This window comes from Nibrella saemangeumensis, from assembly GCF_039541915.1.
Lineage (GTDB): Bacteria > Bacteroidota > Bacteroidia > Cytophagales > Spirosomataceae > Nibrella > Nibrella saemangeumensis.
Genome location: NZ_BAABHD010000022.1, coordinates 317183 through 331578, shown reverse-complemented (window position 1 = coordinate 331578; position 14396 = coordinate 317183). Strand labels below are relative to the sequence as shown.

Here is a 14396-nt window from a genome sequence, read left to right as displayed (position 1 = left end):
GGGCCGGGGCGACTATTCCAAAAACAAGTCCCGAAGTTCAGGCGTCGGTATCCGGCAGGCATCGGTGCGGCCAAACAGGCGGTACCGGTTGCGGGCCACCCAGTCGTACACAATGTCGCGCAGGGACTGGGGTACGATCCGAAATACAGCCAGCCACCGCCAGGGGCCTGACAGCAGACTGGCAATCCGTAATACAGCCCCTGACTTACTTAAAACCTGATCGCCTGACAGCAGCACAATGCTATCCATACCGGCCAGTTCCGGGTGCCGGGCTACCAGTTGTTTTCCGGTTTCGGATTGCAGCGATGCATAGCGGAACCGGTGCTGCGGATCGTGGTCAATGATGAAGTTGACTGCTCCATTGCAGAGATTGCATACACCGTCAAAAAGTACAATATCCATCGTGCAAAAAACAACAAAAATTTAAATAAAATATACTGATTATCAGATCTTTAACTAGACTTTAAATTGTTATAAATTTTTAAGTATATACGACAAACAAAAATTTAAAACGCTCTGTTAGTGAATCAGAGGGTACATCCAAGAGGAAGTAATTACAAAATAGGCCGGCTAACCTGAAAAAAGAAAGTACTTAGTTGTTTGCCTCGGGTTTGTGGTTTAGTTTTGGCCCTCGGGTTGAAAACCACAGCTTAAACGGCTGTTTACTTAACATTTATCCTTAAAATTTCGTGCAATAGACCGTATGTCTTGGGTAACTCAAACACTATCCAGCTCCCTCGGCCGCAAGGTAATTATGGCTGCGACGGGGCTGTTTTTGTGTACGTTTCTGGTAGTTCATGCAGCCGGTAATCTCCAGTTGTTTAAAGGGGATGAAGGTCGGGCATTTAATGAGTACAGCTACTTCATGACGCATAATCCGCTTATCATGACGGTATCGTACCTGCTGTACACATCCATTCTGGCTCACGCGCTGATGTCGCTCATTCTAACGCGCCACAATCAGGCATCGCGGCCGGTAAAGTACGCATTTGCCCGGCCGGAGGCTAACAGCCCCTGGTCGTCACGCAATATGGGTATTCTGGGTACCGTCCTGTTTATCTTCATCGTCATCCACATGCGAACGTTTTGGTACACGATGCACTTCGGCCCAATTCCGATGGCGGAGTACGATGGACAGCAGTATAAAGACTTGTATAAAGTCGTGGTTGAAGCCTTCTCACACTGGTGGTATGTGCTGTTTTACGTGCTGGCGATGGTAGCACTTGGCTATCACCTGGTGCATGGCTTCAAGAGCGGCTTTCAGTCGCTGGGTGTTCGTCATAAAAAATACACTCCGCTCATTGAGGCCCTTGGTATGTACGTATTTGCCATTCTGATTCCGGCATTATTTGCGGCCATGCCTGTTTACATTTTTTTGAAAGTTAACGGTATTATTTAAAGAGCGAACGAGTGAATGAGCGACGATACGCTCGCTTGATCACTCCGCACCGGCTGCCCGGTTTCGCTCAATCACTCTTTCGCTGTTTAGCTTTATGAAACTGGATTCAAAAATCCCTGAAGGCCCACTCGCAGAAAAGTGGCCGCGGCATAAGTTCAGCTTGAAGCTGGTAAATCCGGCCAACAAGCGTAAGTACGATATTATTGTTGTCGGCACCGGCCTTGCTGGTGCCTCGGCCGCAGCCTCACTGGCTGAACTGGGCTATAACGTAAAAGCGTTTACGTTCCACGACAGCCCCCGCCGGGCGCACAGTATTGCAGCACAAGGCGGTATCAATGCGGCTAAAAATTATCAGAATGATGGTGACAGCGTTTTCCGGCTGTTTTACGATACCATTAAAGGCGGTGACTACCGTGCCCGCGAAGCCAATGTGTATCGCCTGGCTGAAGTCAGCGTCAATATCATTGACCAGTGTGTAGCGCAGGGAGTTCCTTTTGCGCGGGAGTACGGCGGCTTGCTGGCCAACCGGTCCTTTGGGGGTGCGCAGGTATCGCGTACGTTCTACGCCCGTGGTCAGACCGGCCAGCAGTTGCTCATTGGTGCTTACCATGCCATGAGCCGGCAGGTTGCAAACGGTAAGATAAAGCTGTACCCACGTACCGAAATGCTCGATGTAGTGGTCGAAGGGGGTAAAGCTCGCGGTATTATCACCCGTAACCTGATTACCGGTAAGATCGAATCGCATTCAGCACATGCCGTGCTGCTGTGTACCGGCGGCTACGGCAACGTGTTCTACCTGTCCACAAACGCCATGAACTGCAATGTAACGGCAGCCTGGCGAGCCCACCGGAAAGGAGCCCTGTTTGGTAACCCCTGCTACACGCAGATTCACCCGACCTGTATTCCGGTAAAAGGCAGCTATCAGTCAAAGCTGACGCTGATGTCGGAGTCGCTGCGGAACGACGGCCGGGTGTGGGTACCCAAGACGAAGGAAATGGCGGAGCGTGTTCGTAAAGGCGAGCTGAAGGCAACGGATATCAAGGAAGAAGACCGGGATTACTTCCTGGAACGCCGGTATCCCTCATTCGGTAACCTGGTGCCCCGCGACGTAGCCTCCCGCAACGCCAAATACGTCTGCGACGAAGGCCGTGGAGTAGCCTCAACGGGTCTGGCCGTTTATCTCGACTTTGCCGATGCCATCAAGCGCGACGGCCAAAAGACGATTGAGGCTAAATACGGTAACCTCTTCGAAATGTACGAAAAGATTGTTGATGACAATCCGTACGAGACGCCGATGATGATTTACCCGGCTGTACACTATACCATGGGTGGCCTTTGGGTTGATTATAACCTGATGACCAATATTCCGGGACTCTATGCCCTGGGTGAAGCGAACTTCTCCGACCACGGTGCCAACCGGCTCGGTGCAAGTGCGCTGATGCAGGGCCTTGCCGACGGTTATTTCGTAATTCCGTACACCATTGGTGATTACCTGGCTACGATTGGTCCCGGCGACAAGGTCCCGGTTGAACACCCGGCTTTCAAAGAAGCAGAGCAGAGTGTAAAAGATATGATTGACCGGCTGCTGGCCATCAAAGGCGACAAAACTACCGACGAATTCCACCGCGAACTGGGTCACATCATGTGGGAGTACTGTGGTATGTCGCGAAGCGCCGAAGGCCTGAAGAAAGCCAAGAGGATGATTCAGGAACTGCGCCGGGAGTTCTGGATGAACGTGCGGGTGATGGGCGAAAACGAAGAGTTGAACCAGTCGCTCGAACATGCCGGACGCGTAGCCGACTTCCTGGAGCTTGGCGAACTGATGGTGGATGATGCCCTGCACCGGAACGAATCCTGCGGAGGTCACTTCCGGGAGGAATACCAGACGGAAGAAGGTGAAGCCCTGCGCGACGACGCTCACTTTACCTACGTTGCCGCCTGGGAGTATAAAGGTGAAAACCAGCAGTCTGAACTGCACAAAGAAGACTTAGTATTCGAAAACGTGAAGCTAACCCAGCGTAGCTATAAATAAGTCTACAGTGGGCAGTTTTCAGTAGGCAGTATGCAGAACAAGTCTGCATACTGCCTACTGAAAACTGCCCACTGTAGACTGGCTTTACAACCATGAAAGTAACACTGAAAGTCTGGAGACAAAAGAATAATCAGACACCGGGCAAGCTGGTGGAGTACCAGCTGGATAATATCTCGCCCGATATGTCTTTCCTGGAGATGTTCGACGTACTGAACGCCGAATTGACCCATCGGGGAGAAGAACCTGTAGCGTTTGACCACGACTGCCGCGAAGGTATCTGTGGCCAGTGCTCAATGTACATCAACGGCCGGGCGCATGGTCCGCAAACCGGTGCCACAACCTGCCAGTTGCATATGCGCTCGTTCAACGACGGCGACACCATTGTAGTAGAACCCTGGCGGGCGCGGGCATTTCCGGTTATCAAAGATCTGGTAACCGACCGTACCTCGTTCGACCGGATCACACAGGCGGGCGGATACATCTCGGTAAATACGGGTTCGGCACCCGATGCCAACGAGATTCCGATACCAAGAGAGGTACAGGAAGAAGCCATGGATGCGGCAGCGTGTATTGCCTGCGGAGCCTGCGTAGCGGCCTGTAAAAATGCCTCAGCTATGTTGTTTGTGGCGGCTAAGGTATCGCATTTCGCTTTGTTACCGCAGGGACAGCCGGAGCGGAAGATGCGGGCCGAGAAGATGGTGGCGCAGATGGACGATGAAGGGTTCGGTGCCTGCTCTTTTACCGGTGCCTGCTCCGTTGAATGTCCCAAGTCAATTTCTCTCGACCACATTGCCCGCCTGAACCGTGAGTACCTGGGTGCGAAGCTGACGTCGACGAACGTATAATCTTATTGTTTCAGGTTTCAGCGGAGCCGCCGGGCGGCCCCGCTGAAACTTTTTTATTCCTCCGCCAGCGTCCGCGAGATGTTCATCCGGTAAACGCCGATCGCGGGTAAAGCAGCTGCGAGAAGGCCAATCAGAACGGCAACGCCCAACAAAGCCCATTCTTCGGGCAGAATGTTGAAGGAGGCAAAGCTGTAGTGGTATTGCTGCTGCACACTGGCCGAAAACAGCATCAGCCCAATGCGGCTGAACAGTATTCCCAGCCCAAAGCCGATCAGCGCCAGTACCAGTCCTTCCAGCAGCAGCATACCGAACAGCTGCGTTCGGGTAGCCCCCATCGAGAGCATCAGGGCCATTTCATACCGTCGCTCCTTCAGTGAATTGTAGAGGGAGACGAAAACGCTGATGCCGGAAATCAGCATAATGACAATGGCCAGTCCCCTGAGCGTTTCTACACCAACACCCAATAAGGAGAATAAGCGGTTGATTTCAATAGATGGCAGCGCTGCCTGAAGCTTCGAATTATTGTTAATTCCCCGCGCCAGCATCATGCCCATTGGGTTCCGGAACTGAATCAGCATGCTGGTGATTTCACGATCTTCGTCGGCGGCAGCTTCGTGGTCATGGTCTTCTCCCTCCTCGTGTTCATGAGCCTCTTCGCTACCGGCCGGGGTACCCGGCGTGTTTTCGTGGTGTTCGTGGATGGCCCAAACGCTGGAAATATTAGTAAGGATAAGCTGGTCGGTAACGGTGTTGCTGCGGTTCAGGATACCAACCACCTTGTATTCTGCCTCTTTGTGGGCTTCCCCTTCTTCGTCCAGCCCGTGGGAGCCGGAAAACGTATCACCAATTTTCAGCCCTGTTACTTCCGCCACCCGTGGACCAATGACCACGTCCATATCGTCGGCAAACAGCTTGCCCTGACCAACGGTGACCTCGTAATGGTCCAGATACTTTTTGTTCGTGCCCAAAATGCGGAAAGAACGGTAATTATCGCCGATAGCCAGCGGAATGGCCGTTTTGATCATGGGATTGCGGGTCAGCCGCTCAGCCTCGGCCATCGGTATATTGCCGGTAGGCGCATCAATCTGGTAAATGCTCGACAGGATTAGTTGCAGCGGACTTCCTTTGGCACCCAGTACCATATCAATGCCTTTGATGTTTTTGGCGAACTGCTCATCCAGCTGCTTGTTTAGCAGCAGCAGCAGCGAGATAATGGTAATTCCCAGCGTCATCAGCAACCCGCTCAGAAAGCTGCTCAGCGGTTTATCCTTCAGGTTACTCCAGCTAATTCGGAATAGGTTCATAGTGAATGGTGTCGGCATCAGCATCCTTGCTGATGCGCGGGCGAACAAATATACGAACGGGCCTTCATTTAGCTAAAGGCCAGCCGGGCGCAGAGCCGGACAGCGCTACAACGGCAACGCAAAATGGTGACTGACAATATTAAACCGCTTGGTCAGATACAAGCGGTGGGCATCGTACCGCTGCGGACTATGCCCTGAATCCAGAGTAACATAGGCGCAACCGGCCTGCCGGGCCTGCTCAATCACAAAATCCAGCAGCATACCGGCATACCCTTTTCCGCGAGCCTCCGGCAGCGTCGACAGGTCATCGATATACAGGGTTTTACCAGTATGCAGCAGGTGCATGATCCGGTAGCCAATCACCGCCGGAACCCGCTCGCCCGCATCAACAAATGCCAGTGTGTATCCTTCTTCCTGCTGCACCGGAATCTGGGTTAGTGCCTGTTCTTCTGAGAGGTGAGGCCTCAGCGCCAGCATGGCCGGTAGACAGCGCCGGATGTCGGCTTCGGTCGTGGCTATTTTTACCATGGATTATAGTTTTTCGCGGATGGTCAGCAGAATCTCGTCTCCACCCTGAGCCAGAATGCTTTCGGCCAGTTGGTGACCCAACTGCTCAGCCACGGCCGGTGCGCCCGTGAAGGTCTCCCGCAGCATCTGATTACCTTCCAGATTAATAATACCGCCCGTCAGGCTGATTTCGTCACCGGCCCAGGTAGCCAGACCAAAGACCGGGATACTACACCCCCCTTCCAGCCGGCGCAGAAACGCCCGCTCCGCCTTCAGACAGGCTTCTGTTGCCTCGTGGTTGGTCAGCCGCCGGATGGTTTGCAGCTTATCAGTAGGCAGGCTCATGGCCGCTTCAATGGCTACGCTCCCCTGCCCGACGGCCGGGGTAAACTCACTAACGGGCAGATACGCCACAATCAGGTCGTCGTACTGCATCCGGTGGACCCCCGCATACGCCAGCAGCAGGGCATCACACTGCCCTTCATCCAGCTTGCGCAGCCGAGTTTGTAAGTTCCCCCGCATATCAACGGTAGTCAGGTGCGGACAGAAATGTTTGATCATGGCCACGCGCCGGGTGGAAGACGTACCGATGATAAACGGCTGTCCGCTCGTCAGCGAGACGTTCGTATTGCGGCTCACCAGAACATCATTCACCTGCTCCCGCTCTGTAAAAGCAATGATACCCAGATCAGGCGGCAGCGATGACTGCAGGTCTTTGGCGCTATGTACCGCAATATCGATGGTACCGGCCCGGAGCTGATCTTCCAGTTCCTGCGTGAAAATGCCTTTGCTGCCGATCTTGGCAATGGACCGGTCCAATATTTTATCCCCCTTTGTTTCAATCAGCACTAACTCAGAACTTACTCCCTCCCTGCCCAGCAACGCCTGAATATGTTCCGCCTGCCATAAGGCCAGCCGGCTGCTTCGTGTTCCAATTTTTATGTGCATACTTCTCCTTCTTCTATAAGTCAGTAACCCGGCTATGGCTAAGCCGGTGCAAACTTCCGTTGGAATTAGGAAAAAAGAAACTACCGGCGGGAGTTTTCAGTAACACGATCAGAATAAACGCCCCCAGCGCACCTTCCGTTTGAACGCCGTGAATGAATCCGTTCCCCGCACATCGATGCGGTTTACCTCCAGCGGCTTCCGGAAGGGTAGTGGGTTGATCCGGTTACCAATCCGGAACGCCAGCTGGATACCAGCTTCCCGCAGGGCGGCCTGCATGCTCTGGTAACTTGCCGCGTCTTTGGGGCGCCCGCCGTACGGATAGGCAAATGCCGGCAATAAGGGTAAGCCAAGTTGCCGCGCAGTTGTCACGCTGGCTTGTAAATCCATCCGGATCTCGGCGGCCGTCAGGTGTTTGTAGTTCAGATGCTGGTGGGAGTGGTACGCCAATTCCACACCGTGGCTAACCAGGTGGCGCAATTCGTCCACAGTCATCAGTGGGTCTGGGCTCCCATCCCACTCATTGGTCTTACCGATAAAATCGGTGGGGACAAAAACGACAGCCGGAATTGTGGAAGACTGTAGAATGGGAAGGACATACGTCAGATTGTTCTGGTACCCATCGTCGAAGGTAAGCAGCACGGAGCGGGGTGGCAACGCAGCGCCGGGAGAGGCCAAACTGGCCAATACGGCCCGTAGAGGCACAAAATGGTATCCGGCTGACTGGAGATAGGTAAGCTGCTCCTGTAGTTGCGATACGGTTACCGTAAGCCTGTCTGTCCGCTCCGGGTCCACTTTGTGGTACATTAACACCCGCAAACTGTTGACTTGCCTGTGGAAGTTGAACCACACATATGCCCCAATGAGCAACAGGATAGCTGATGATACTAGAAGGCCCAAAATCCCCATTATACGACAAATTTGGCAATTATATTAAACTTTTAGAAAATTTTTAAGTCAAAAGGACAGGTTTGCACAGTTTTTGGCCTACATCAACTGACAGCTTGGCTTACACACACCATTTTAAAAAGTAGGCACGGGTTTTGTAAAACTTAAGTTGAACAGTAAACAACAGATACCATGAGAGCGATAGAGAATGTATTCAGTGGAACGGGAGGTCAGATAGATCTGTTGAACACGCTTTACGGTGGTTCGAGTATGACAACCATGGATGTTCAGCGCGAAGAAGATCGTTTAATCATTACACTATCTGCCCCAGGCGTAGACGCCAATGCGTTTAACGTCCTGATTGAAGGAAATAAGCTTGTACTATACACCTTGTTGGTACAGGATAACGATACAGTAGGTCAGCGTCTGGCTGTGCCGATGTTTTTACGGGTGTTGGACATTCCGACGTTTGTTGACGCCGAGCAGATTGAAGCCGTTCACGAACACGGCCGGGTAATGGTGTCGCTGCCCTTCAAGAATGAAGAGCACCTCAACCGCCGGATCGACATTGAAGGTTTATTCTAAATTCGGGAGTCTCTGTCAATTTACTGACCAGCGTTTTATCCGACTGAAGAGTTTATACTCCTGAATTCTTTCTTCCCGTATCCGGAGCCGCTCTCTGGCTCTGTCAACATATATCGAAGGCCTGCTTCTACGGAATCGGGCCTTTTTTAGTTGTAGACCGGTCTACCCCTTCTGCATCTCCCGCAGTTTCGCATACTTCACCACCGGGTACATAGCCGAAAACAGCGACCAGAGAAAACCGGGATACCCGTTCAGGAGGTTTAGTTTAAGAATATACTCCTTGAAAAAGGTAATAGGTAGCCGGAATACAACCTGCACAAGTGAACCTTTCTTTTGCCGGCTGGCCAGATCCCTGGCGCCGGCGGTGGTATAGCGGTTAAATTTCTCGAAATACTCGTGCAACGAGCCATAGCTATGGTGCAGCATATGGTTTTGCAACCGGGCTACCGGGCCGTTCAGCACTACATCTTCGTGTACCCGGTTGGTGTTGTAGTTGCCGTACTGCCGGTTGAACAACCGAAGATGGGGCATCTTGTATTCCCCCCCGTAGCGCATCAGTTTGTTCAGAAATACCAGCGAGATCGGAACCGCGTAGCCTACCGCTTTCTCGCGCCCGACGCGTTGCCGCATCTCGTCACGCAGTTCAGGGGTCACTATCTCATCGGCGTCAACTACTAACACCCAGTCGTGGCTGGCCTGAGTCACGGCAAAGCCTTTCTGGGCACCAAACCCGTCGAAGGCACGATGGATAACCCGGCAGCCAAACCGCCCGGCAATACCCAGGGTGCAGTCGGTACTGCCCGAATCAACAATCACAATTTCGTCGCACCAGGCCAAAGCCTGCAGCACATCAGGCAACACACGCTCGGAGTTGAACGTGATCATTACAGCAGAGATAGGAATAGTCAAGATGGATTACGATGTAAAGGAAATAAGCAAAAATACACAGGAATTGGAGAAAATAAAGAGGTAGTCCCAGGGCATCTGAGTTATTTAGATTGAGATTGAGAACGTATAAGCTTCTTGATAATCAACGCCTTATAATTTTATAGCACTAAACAAAGAACTTGCTTTCCGGCAAAACACCCAACTCGCTGATACAGTAGGCGTTACCAGTTTAGTAAGTTTACTACTTAGCAAACGACCAGTTTTCACCCTTGACTATCCTGTTGAATCGGCTATTTTTGTTGGCTGGTCAGCAAGCCTACTAATGACCATTTACGGTTTTTGGAAATCGTAAAGCGCTATTTGTAAACTCTCGTTTTTATGATACAGAATAATGCGATTGAGCCAATCCTTGAAGAGGATAAGGGCCGGTTTGTGCTGTTCCCCATCCAGCACGGCGACATCTGGCAGATGTACAAGAAGCACGAGGCTTCGTTCTGGACTGCCGAAGAAATAGACCTTTCGCAAGACCTCAAAGACTGGGAAAACCTGAGCGACGGCGAACGGCATTTCGTTTCCCATGTCCTGGCTTTCTTTGCCGCCAGCGATGGGATCGTCAACGAAAACCTGGCCGTCAACTTTCTGTCGCAGGTGCAATACGCCGAAGCCAAATGTTTTTATGGCTTCCAGGTCATGATGGAAAACATCCACTCGGAAACCTACTCGCTGCTGATCGATACCTATATTAAAGATCCGGTCGAGAAAGACAAGATGCTGAACGCCATCGACACCATTCCCTGCGTACAGAAGAAAGCCGAATGGGCACTTCGCTGGATTGACAATGGCTCGTTTGTAGAGCGCCTGCTGGCTTTCGCGGCCGTAGAGGGTATTTTCTTCTCGGGTTCATTCTGCTCTATTTTCTGGCTGAAAAAGCGGGGGCTTATGCCCGGCCTGTCATTCTCCAATGAGCTGATCTCCCGCGACGAAGGGCTCCACCGCGATTTTGCCTGCCTGCTCTACACGGATCACATCCGGAACAAACTACCGGATGAGCAGGTATACACGCTCATCAAGGATGCCGTCGACATCGAGCAGGAGTTTGTGAGCGATGCACTGCCGGTATCGCTGATCGGAATGAACGCCGACCTGATGAAGCAGTACATTGAATTTGTCGCCGATCACCTGTTGGTCTCGCTGGGGCTGCAGAAGGTCTATAACGTAACCAACCCGTTTGATTTCATGGATATGATTTCATTGCAGGGCAAGACCAACTTCTTCGAGAAGCGCGTCGGCGAATACCAAAAAGCGGGTGTGATGTCGAATCTGAACGAGCGAGAAACGGCGAAGTTTACGCTTGAGGAGGACTTTTGAAAAGTCTGTTTCTTGTTTCAATATCCAAAAGCCTCCGAGCAGTCGGGGGCTTTTTACTACTAGAAGCGGAAGGTAACCTATTCGTCTTTCCGGCTTATCCTGAACTCCTCGAACGGAAAGGTAGCGGTTAACTGCCGGTACCGGCGATTGGCCTCCTCAAAAGTCATTCGCTGGTGCGAATCCGGTAGAAGGATAGAATGATCCTCTCCGAACCCGGCAATAGGTAGCCATTCGCCCTCGGGTGTCCCTACCTCGACCACATAGTACGGCATAGCTCCATGTTAGTAACAGACGGCTGACTAAAAACCTCTACCCCGTAAAAAGTAGTTGGGAGACTTTTTATCGACGGATACCTTCTTCTCCCAGCTCTTGCGGACGCCAATATAAAGCCCTGTACTGTTGGCGTAAAGGGCGCCCCGATCAAGCCCAAACGCTGTATTGATCTGCCAGCCGCTCTGGGCCAGGGGCACTTGAAGCGACATCATCGACGATAGTTGCCAGATCGGCTCCGAAAAGGGCGTATCATACGTGCCCAGGTTTTCGCTGACCGAGCATTTGAACGTAAGGGTATATCTGGACGCTATTGAGCCTACCAGCGCACCATGGAAAGCCATTACCCGGGTATTATTGCTGAACCAGTGGCGCGGCAGTCCGGCAAGGGTTGCCGAGGCGGGTGTTATAAAAGGGGTCCCGATGGTGCGCCCCTGATACGCCCAGCCATCGCGGTACTGCCCGTGATTAAAATAGTTATCCTTGCCTCGTAATTTGGCGGGCGAGTCCTGAAACACGGCACCGCCCTGACTTGTCGTGTTGAGAAACTCCAGCAACGCCCGCTGAACGGTGAAGAGTCCCTGTGCCGGACGGTTATTTACAAAGCGCAGCCCATGCAGCCCATCGGTAATGTTGGTCAGGTAAACCAGTGAGCCATCTTCGTAGATCGACTGGCGATACACCGATAGAGAGAAGTTGGTATTCGTAAATTCTACACCGACATCAACAGTACCCAGGTGGTTGCCGATGCGGTTCTCCCGGTCAAAGGGACTGTACTTGAGCGTATCAACATTCGGCCGCGCCCCCAGGCTTTTTGCCGTCACAATATCGATGTAGTCACCAAACCCAGAAGGTAATTGTCCGTTACGAATGTAGCCGCCCGGCAGGTTCTCTGTTTGTCCCCCCCACTGCACCTGATGGTTAATGCCACCATAAAACTTTACAGGCCAGACAGGTTTACCAAACCGAATATACAACGCCTTCTGGTGAAGCCTTGACCCCCTGACATATCCCTGGTTTGCAAACCAGCCATGGGCGTACAAACCACGAGCCGCCAACAGCCCCCCTGTAAAAGGGATTGCCGTATACTCCGGCAGGGCAATCTGTATTTTCGGAATCGGCAGGGCGTTTCCTGACCAGCTATAGGGCCCAATACCAATCGTTGAATCGGCCAGGCCAATCACTTCCCGCCGGCGGCCGGCCCATATTTCCCACACGCCTGCTCTCGCTTTCACATAGGCCTCCGGCAGTATCAATTGGGGACTCTTACCTGCATGGCTGTTCACCACGGCCTCCAGCCCGTAGCCCAGCCGGAAAAAGGATCGTCGAACAACACCGTTAGGCTGGCGACCATCCGGCTCTTTGTACAAATGCCCCTCGTCATGCCGTAAACCCAGGCGAAACGTACTTTGCGGCAGGATGTCAGGTACAATACCGTACTGATTGGCCTGTAACCAGAAAGGGGTAGGTTTAGCCGGCGCGAAGAATCCCCCAACTTCGCCAAACAGGTGCGTGGGCCTGAGAGACGGCAGGGTTTGTTGGCTGTACGCGGTCAAAGGCCCCATAACAAATAGTAGTATAGTTGCACGCATAGTCAGGTGGTAAAACGTATAAGCTGATGAACTGAGGCAGAGTCTAAACACGCTGCCGGAACCGGCGGGCATTCAGATAGTAGCAAATCTTTATATTAACGCATGAAGTGTTACCTTGTTCAGGCAATCAGCATGTACGGACTTTCCAAAGCAGAAAACTGATTCAGCGGGATAAAGCCGCCGTATTAACGGTAGGAGTATACGTTTACAGGGTGATAAAATGCATTATGACGCAGGTATCGGTTTTTAAGCACCCAGGGGAAAACATCCGGTTGATAAGCCCGGAATGGCAATTGAATACAGTAGACTTTAGGAGGGATGTTGGTTATTCTGCCTCGCCCAGCACCTGCCAGATCAGGTCGGATTCGTAGCCTTTGCTCATGGCATAGCGGGCCAGTTTCTGCTTTATTACAAGCGGATTATCGTCGCGCAGGCTCCGGCGCTTTTTATCGAGCAGGGCCGCCAGCGCTTCGCGGTAGTCGTCTGCCCCGATCTCGGTCATTGCCTGATCCAAATTATAGCCGGTAATGCCGCGCTGCTGCAAATGCTGCCGGATCTTTCGTTTTCCCCACTGCTTCACCCGGAACTTTCCACCGGCAAATGTTTTGGCAAATCGCTCTTCGTTCAGGTAATTCAGAGTAATCAGTTCAGCGATTACCTCATCGGCATCGTCGCCGTAAATCCCCCAGTCATCGAGCCGTTCGCGCACCTCCTGCTGGGTACGCTCCTGATAGGCACAGAACGAAGCCGCCTTTCGCAGCGCATCTTTTAAGCGATCAGTCATACTTGTAAAACACACGGGAAAGGCGGCCAGTTCGGTTTACCACGTTCGCTTACTCATTACTCTGTCCAGGTCGGCGCGGTTCATGCTGCCGAGTTCAGGGTGCTGGGCAAGCCATTTGAGAAATTCATTTTTCAGATCGTCGTTCCACTGGCTGTCGATCTGGCCGGCGGTGTAGCGGCCGGACTTCACCATTTCAAACCCAAACTTATCCTTACGGGTCACAAACTCGCAGGTGCTGATAACCTGCTCGGCCAGGTGCGCCGGGATGAACAGCACGCCTTCACGCTGGGCCATGACCAGATCACCGGGCAGCACCATCGCACTGCCGATCCGAATGGGCGTGTTCAGGCCCATCAGCACCATTTCTTCCAGAAAAGATGGGTGGAAGTCCCGGACAAAGGCATTGAAGCCCTGAATGGTCTGGATTTCGGCCAGATCGCGGGCGGCTCCGTTGAAAATAACGCCGTTGCCGGACTTGCTGAAGATGGAGTTCGCCAGGGTGGCCCCAATCAGCGTTCCTCCGCCGATTTTGCCGAAACCATCAGCTACGTACACATCGCCTTTGGTCAAGACATCAATCGGCCAGGAGTTGGTGTTGCCTTTGCGGCCCTGTTTGCTAATACCGCGCTCCTTGATGTTTTTTTCAACATCCGGCCGACTGGGCATAAACATGGCCGTAACAGCCCGCCCGACTACCGGCACATCGTCGCGCACCATCTTCCAGTTACCTTCGTACTGGTTCAGGTAGCCTTCGTTCTTCAGCACCGTCCAGGCATCGGCAATACCAATGTTTCTGGCCCGCCCCAGCAGGTTGTCCGCCACTTTCGGGCGCCCATCCGGAAACCGCTCCCCTTTCCACTCCGAGGTCAGGAAGACCAGTTCGTCTCTGGAAATTGTCTGGGCAAATAAAGAAACTCCTCCTACCGTAGTAAAGAGGAGTGATAATACGACTGCAATAGAAAACCGGTTTACATTCATCGTCAGCTCTT

Annotated in this window: 15 protein-coding genes; 5 read left to right on the top strand and 10 right to left on the bottom strand. The window is 52.5% G+C overall.

All coding sequences use genetic code 11. The features are described from left to right. Nucleotides 1-12: 12 nt before the first annotated feature. Complete coding sequence (locus ABD949_RS09295) at nucleotides 13-402, bottom strand: thiol-disulfide oxidoreductase DCC family protein (protein WP_345242783.1); 390 nt, start codon at nucleotides 400-402, stop codon at nucleotides 13-15. Between the two features lie 301 nt (nucleotides 403-703). On the opposite strand from ABD949_RS09295, the gene ABD949_RS09290 reads away from it, so the two are divergent. The 3 genes from ABD949_RS09290 (at nucleotide 704) to ABD949_RS09280 (ending at nucleotide 4276) form a co-directional block, all read left to right on the top strand. Next, nucleotides 704-1399: a succinate dehydrogenase cytochrome b subunit gene (locus ABD949_RS09290; protein WP_345242781.1), complete on the top strand. Its 696-nt coding sequence runs from the start codon at nucleotides 704-706 to the stop codon at nucleotides 1397-1399. Nucleotides 1400-1493: 94 nt separating this feature from the next. After that, a complete protein-coding gene (locus tag ABD949_RS09285) occupies nucleotides 1494-3431 on the top strand; it encodes a fumarate reductase/succinate dehydrogenase flavoprotein subunit (protein ID WP_345242779.1) in 1938 nt (645 codons plus the stop codon). Between the two features lie 92 nt (nucleotides 3432-3523). Further along, nucleotides 3524-4276, top strand: a complete 753-nt coding sequence (locus ABD949_RS09280) for a succinate dehydrogenase/fumarate reductase iron-sulfur subunit (protein ID WP_345242777.1) — start codon at nucleotides 3524-3526, stop codon at nucleotides 4274-4276. 53 nt (nucleotides 4277-4329) lie between these two features. Here the strand turns inward: ABD949_RS09280 and ABD949_RS09275 are convergent, their stop codons facing one another. From ABD949_RS09275 to ABD949_RS09260, 4 genes are all read right to left on the bottom strand, one after another. After that, the gene (locus tag ABD949_RS09275) at nucleotides 4330-5580 is read right to left on the bottom strand and encodes an ABC transporter permease (RefSeq protein ID WP_345242775.1); all 1251 of its coding nucleotides are present in this window, start codon (nucleotides 5578-5580) and stop codon (nucleotides 4330-4332) included. A 105-nt stretch (nucleotides 5581-5685) separates the two neighbouring features. Beyond that, entirely contained in the window at nucleotides 5686-6108 is a 423-nt protein-coding gene (locus ABD949_RS09270) for a GNAT family N-acetyltransferase (RefSeq protein WP_345242773.1), read from the bottom strand. Between the two features lie 3 nt (nucleotides 6109-6111). Next, nucleotides 6112-7035 carry a hydroxymethylbilane synthase gene (gene hemC, locus ABD949_RS09265; protein WP_345242772.1) on the bottom strand — a complete coding sequence of 308 codons (924 nt, stop codon included), beginning with the start codon at nucleotides 7033-7035 and terminating at the stop codon, nucleotides 6112-6114. A 108-nt stretch (nucleotides 7036-7143) separates the two neighbouring features. Then, a complete protein-coding gene (locus ABD949_RS09260) occupies nucleotides 7144-7839 on the bottom strand; it encodes a polysaccharide deacetylase family protein (protein WP_345242770.1) in 696 nt (231 codons plus the stop codon). Nucleotides 7840-8112: 273 nt separating this feature from the next. Between ABD949_RS09260 and ABD949_RS09255 the strand changes: the two genes are divergently transcribed. Continuing rightward, the gene (locus ABD949_RS09255; RefSeq protein WP_345242768.1) at nucleotides 8113-8505 is read left to right on the top strand and encodes an Hsp20/alpha crystallin family protein; all 393 of its coding nucleotides are present in this window, start codon (nucleotides 8113-8115) and stop codon (nucleotides 8503-8505) included. A gap of 162 nt (nucleotides 8506-8667) precedes the next feature. Here the strand turns inward: ABD949_RS09255 and ABD949_RS09250 are convergent, their stop codons facing one another. After that, complete coding sequence (locus ABD949_RS09250; RefSeq protein ID WP_345242766.1) at nucleotides 8668-9390, bottom strand: glycosyltransferase family 2 protein; 723 nt, start codon at nucleotides 9388-9390, stop codon at nucleotides 8668-8670. A 381-nt stretch (nucleotides 9391-9771) separates the two neighbouring features. Between ABD949_RS09250 and ABD949_RS09245 the strand changes: the two genes are divergently transcribed. Beyond that, complete coding sequence (locus tag ABD949_RS09245; protein ID WP_345242764.1) at nucleotides 9772-10761, top strand: ribonucleoside-diphosphate reductase small subunit; 990 nt, start codon at nucleotides 9772-9774, stop codon at nucleotides 10759-10761. 77 nt (nucleotides 10762-10838) lie between these two features. On the opposite strand, the gene ABD949_RS09240 is transcribed toward ABD949_RS09245, so the two are convergent. The 4 genes from ABD949_RS09240 to ABD949_RS09225 all read right to left on the bottom strand — a co-directional run bounded on the left by ABD949_RS09240 (nucleotide 10839) and on the right by ABD949_RS09225 (nucleotide 14385). Then, entirely contained in the window at nucleotides 10839-11033 is a 195-nt protein-coding gene (locus tag ABD949_RS09240; protein ID WP_345242762.1) for a hypothetical protein, read from the bottom strand. Between the two features lie 27 nt (nucleotides 11034-11060). Beyond that, nucleotides 11061-12596: a capsule assembly Wzi family protein gene (locus ABD949_RS09235; RefSeq protein WP_345242760.1), complete on the bottom strand. Its 1536-nt coding sequence runs from the start codon at nucleotides 12594-12596 to the stop codon at nucleotides 11061-11063. Between the two features lie 352 nt (nucleotides 12597-12948). Beyond that, nucleotides 12949-13407 carry a regulatory protein RecX gene (locus ABD949_RS09230; RefSeq protein ID WP_345242759.1) on the bottom strand — a complete coding sequence of 153 codons (459 nt, stop codon included), beginning with the start codon at nucleotides 13405-13407 and terminating at the stop codon, nucleotides 12949-12951. 36 nt (nucleotides 13408-13443) lie between these two features. Beyond that, nucleotides 13444-14385: an RraA family protein gene (locus ABD949_RS09225; RefSeq protein WP_345242757.1), complete on the bottom strand. Its 942-nt coding sequence runs from the start codon at nucleotides 14383-14385 to the stop codon at nucleotides 13444-13446. Between the last annotated feature and the right edge of the window lie 11 nt (nucleotides 14386-14396).

What these genes read in the sequence shown, in the direction of transcription:
- ABD949_RS09295 (WP_345242783.1), bottom strand. Translation starts at nt 402, where the DNA reads ATGGATATTGTACTTTTTGACGGTGTATGCAATCTCTGCAATGGAGCA.
- ABD949_RS09290 (WP_345242781.1), top strand. Translation starts at nt 704, where the DNA reads ATGTCTTGGGTAACTCAAACACTATCCAGCTCCCTCGGCCGCAAGGTA.
- ABD949_RS09285 (WP_345242779.1), top strand. Translation starts at nt 1,494, where the DNA reads ATGAAACTGGATTCAAAAATCCCTGAAGGCCCACTCGCAGAAAAGTGG.
- ABD949_RS09280 (WP_345242777.1), top strand. Translation starts at nt 3,524, where the DNA reads ATGAAAGTAACACTGAAAGTCTGGAGACAAAAGAATAATCAGACACCG.
- ABD949_RS09275 (WP_345242775.1), bottom strand. Translation starts at nt 5,580, where the DNA reads ATGAACCTATTCCGAATTAGCTGGAGTAACCTGAAGGATAAACCGCTG.
- ABD949_RS09270 (WP_345242773.1), bottom strand. Translation starts at nt 6,108, where the DNA reads ATGGTAAAAATAGCCACGACCGAAGCCGACATCCGGCGCTGTCTACCG.
- hemC (WP_345242772.1), bottom strand. Translation starts at nt 7,035, where the DNA reads ATGCACATAAAAATTGGAACACGAAGCAGCCGGCTGGCCTTATGGCAG.
- ABD949_RS09260 (WP_345242770.1), bottom strand. Translation starts at nt 7,839, where the DNA reads ATGTACCACAAAGTGGACCCGGAGCGGACAGACAGGCTTACGGTAACC.
- ABD949_RS09255 (WP_345242768.1), top strand. Translation starts at nt 8,113, where the DNA reads ATGAGAGCGATAGAGAATGTATTCAGTGGAACGGGAGGTCAGATAGAT.
- ABD949_RS09250 (WP_345242766.1), bottom strand. Translation starts at nt 9,390, where the DNA reads ATGATCACGTTCAACTCCGAGCGTGTGTTGCCTGATGTGCTGCAGGCT.
- ABD949_RS09245 (WP_345242764.1), top strand. Translation starts at nt 9,772, where the DNA reads ATGATACAGAATAATGCGATTGAGCCAATCCTTGAAGAGGATAAGGGC.
- ABD949_RS09240 (WP_345242762.1), bottom strand. Translation starts at nt 11,033, where the DNA reads ATGCCGTACTATGTGGTCGAGGTAGGGACACCCGAGGGCGAATGGCTA.
- ABD949_RS09235 (WP_345242760.1), bottom strand. Translation starts at nt 12,596, where the DNA reads ATGGGGCCTTTGACCGCGTACAGCCAACAAACCCTGCCGTCTCTCAGG.
- ABD949_RS09230 (WP_345242759.1), bottom strand. Translation starts at nt 13,407, where the DNA reads ATGACTGATCGCTTAAAAGATGCGCTGCGAAAGGCGGCTTCGTTCTGT.
- ABD949_RS09225 (WP_345242757.1), bottom strand. Translation starts at nt 14,385, where the DNA reads ATGAATGTAAACCGGTTTTCTATTGCAGTCGTATTATCACTCCTCTTT.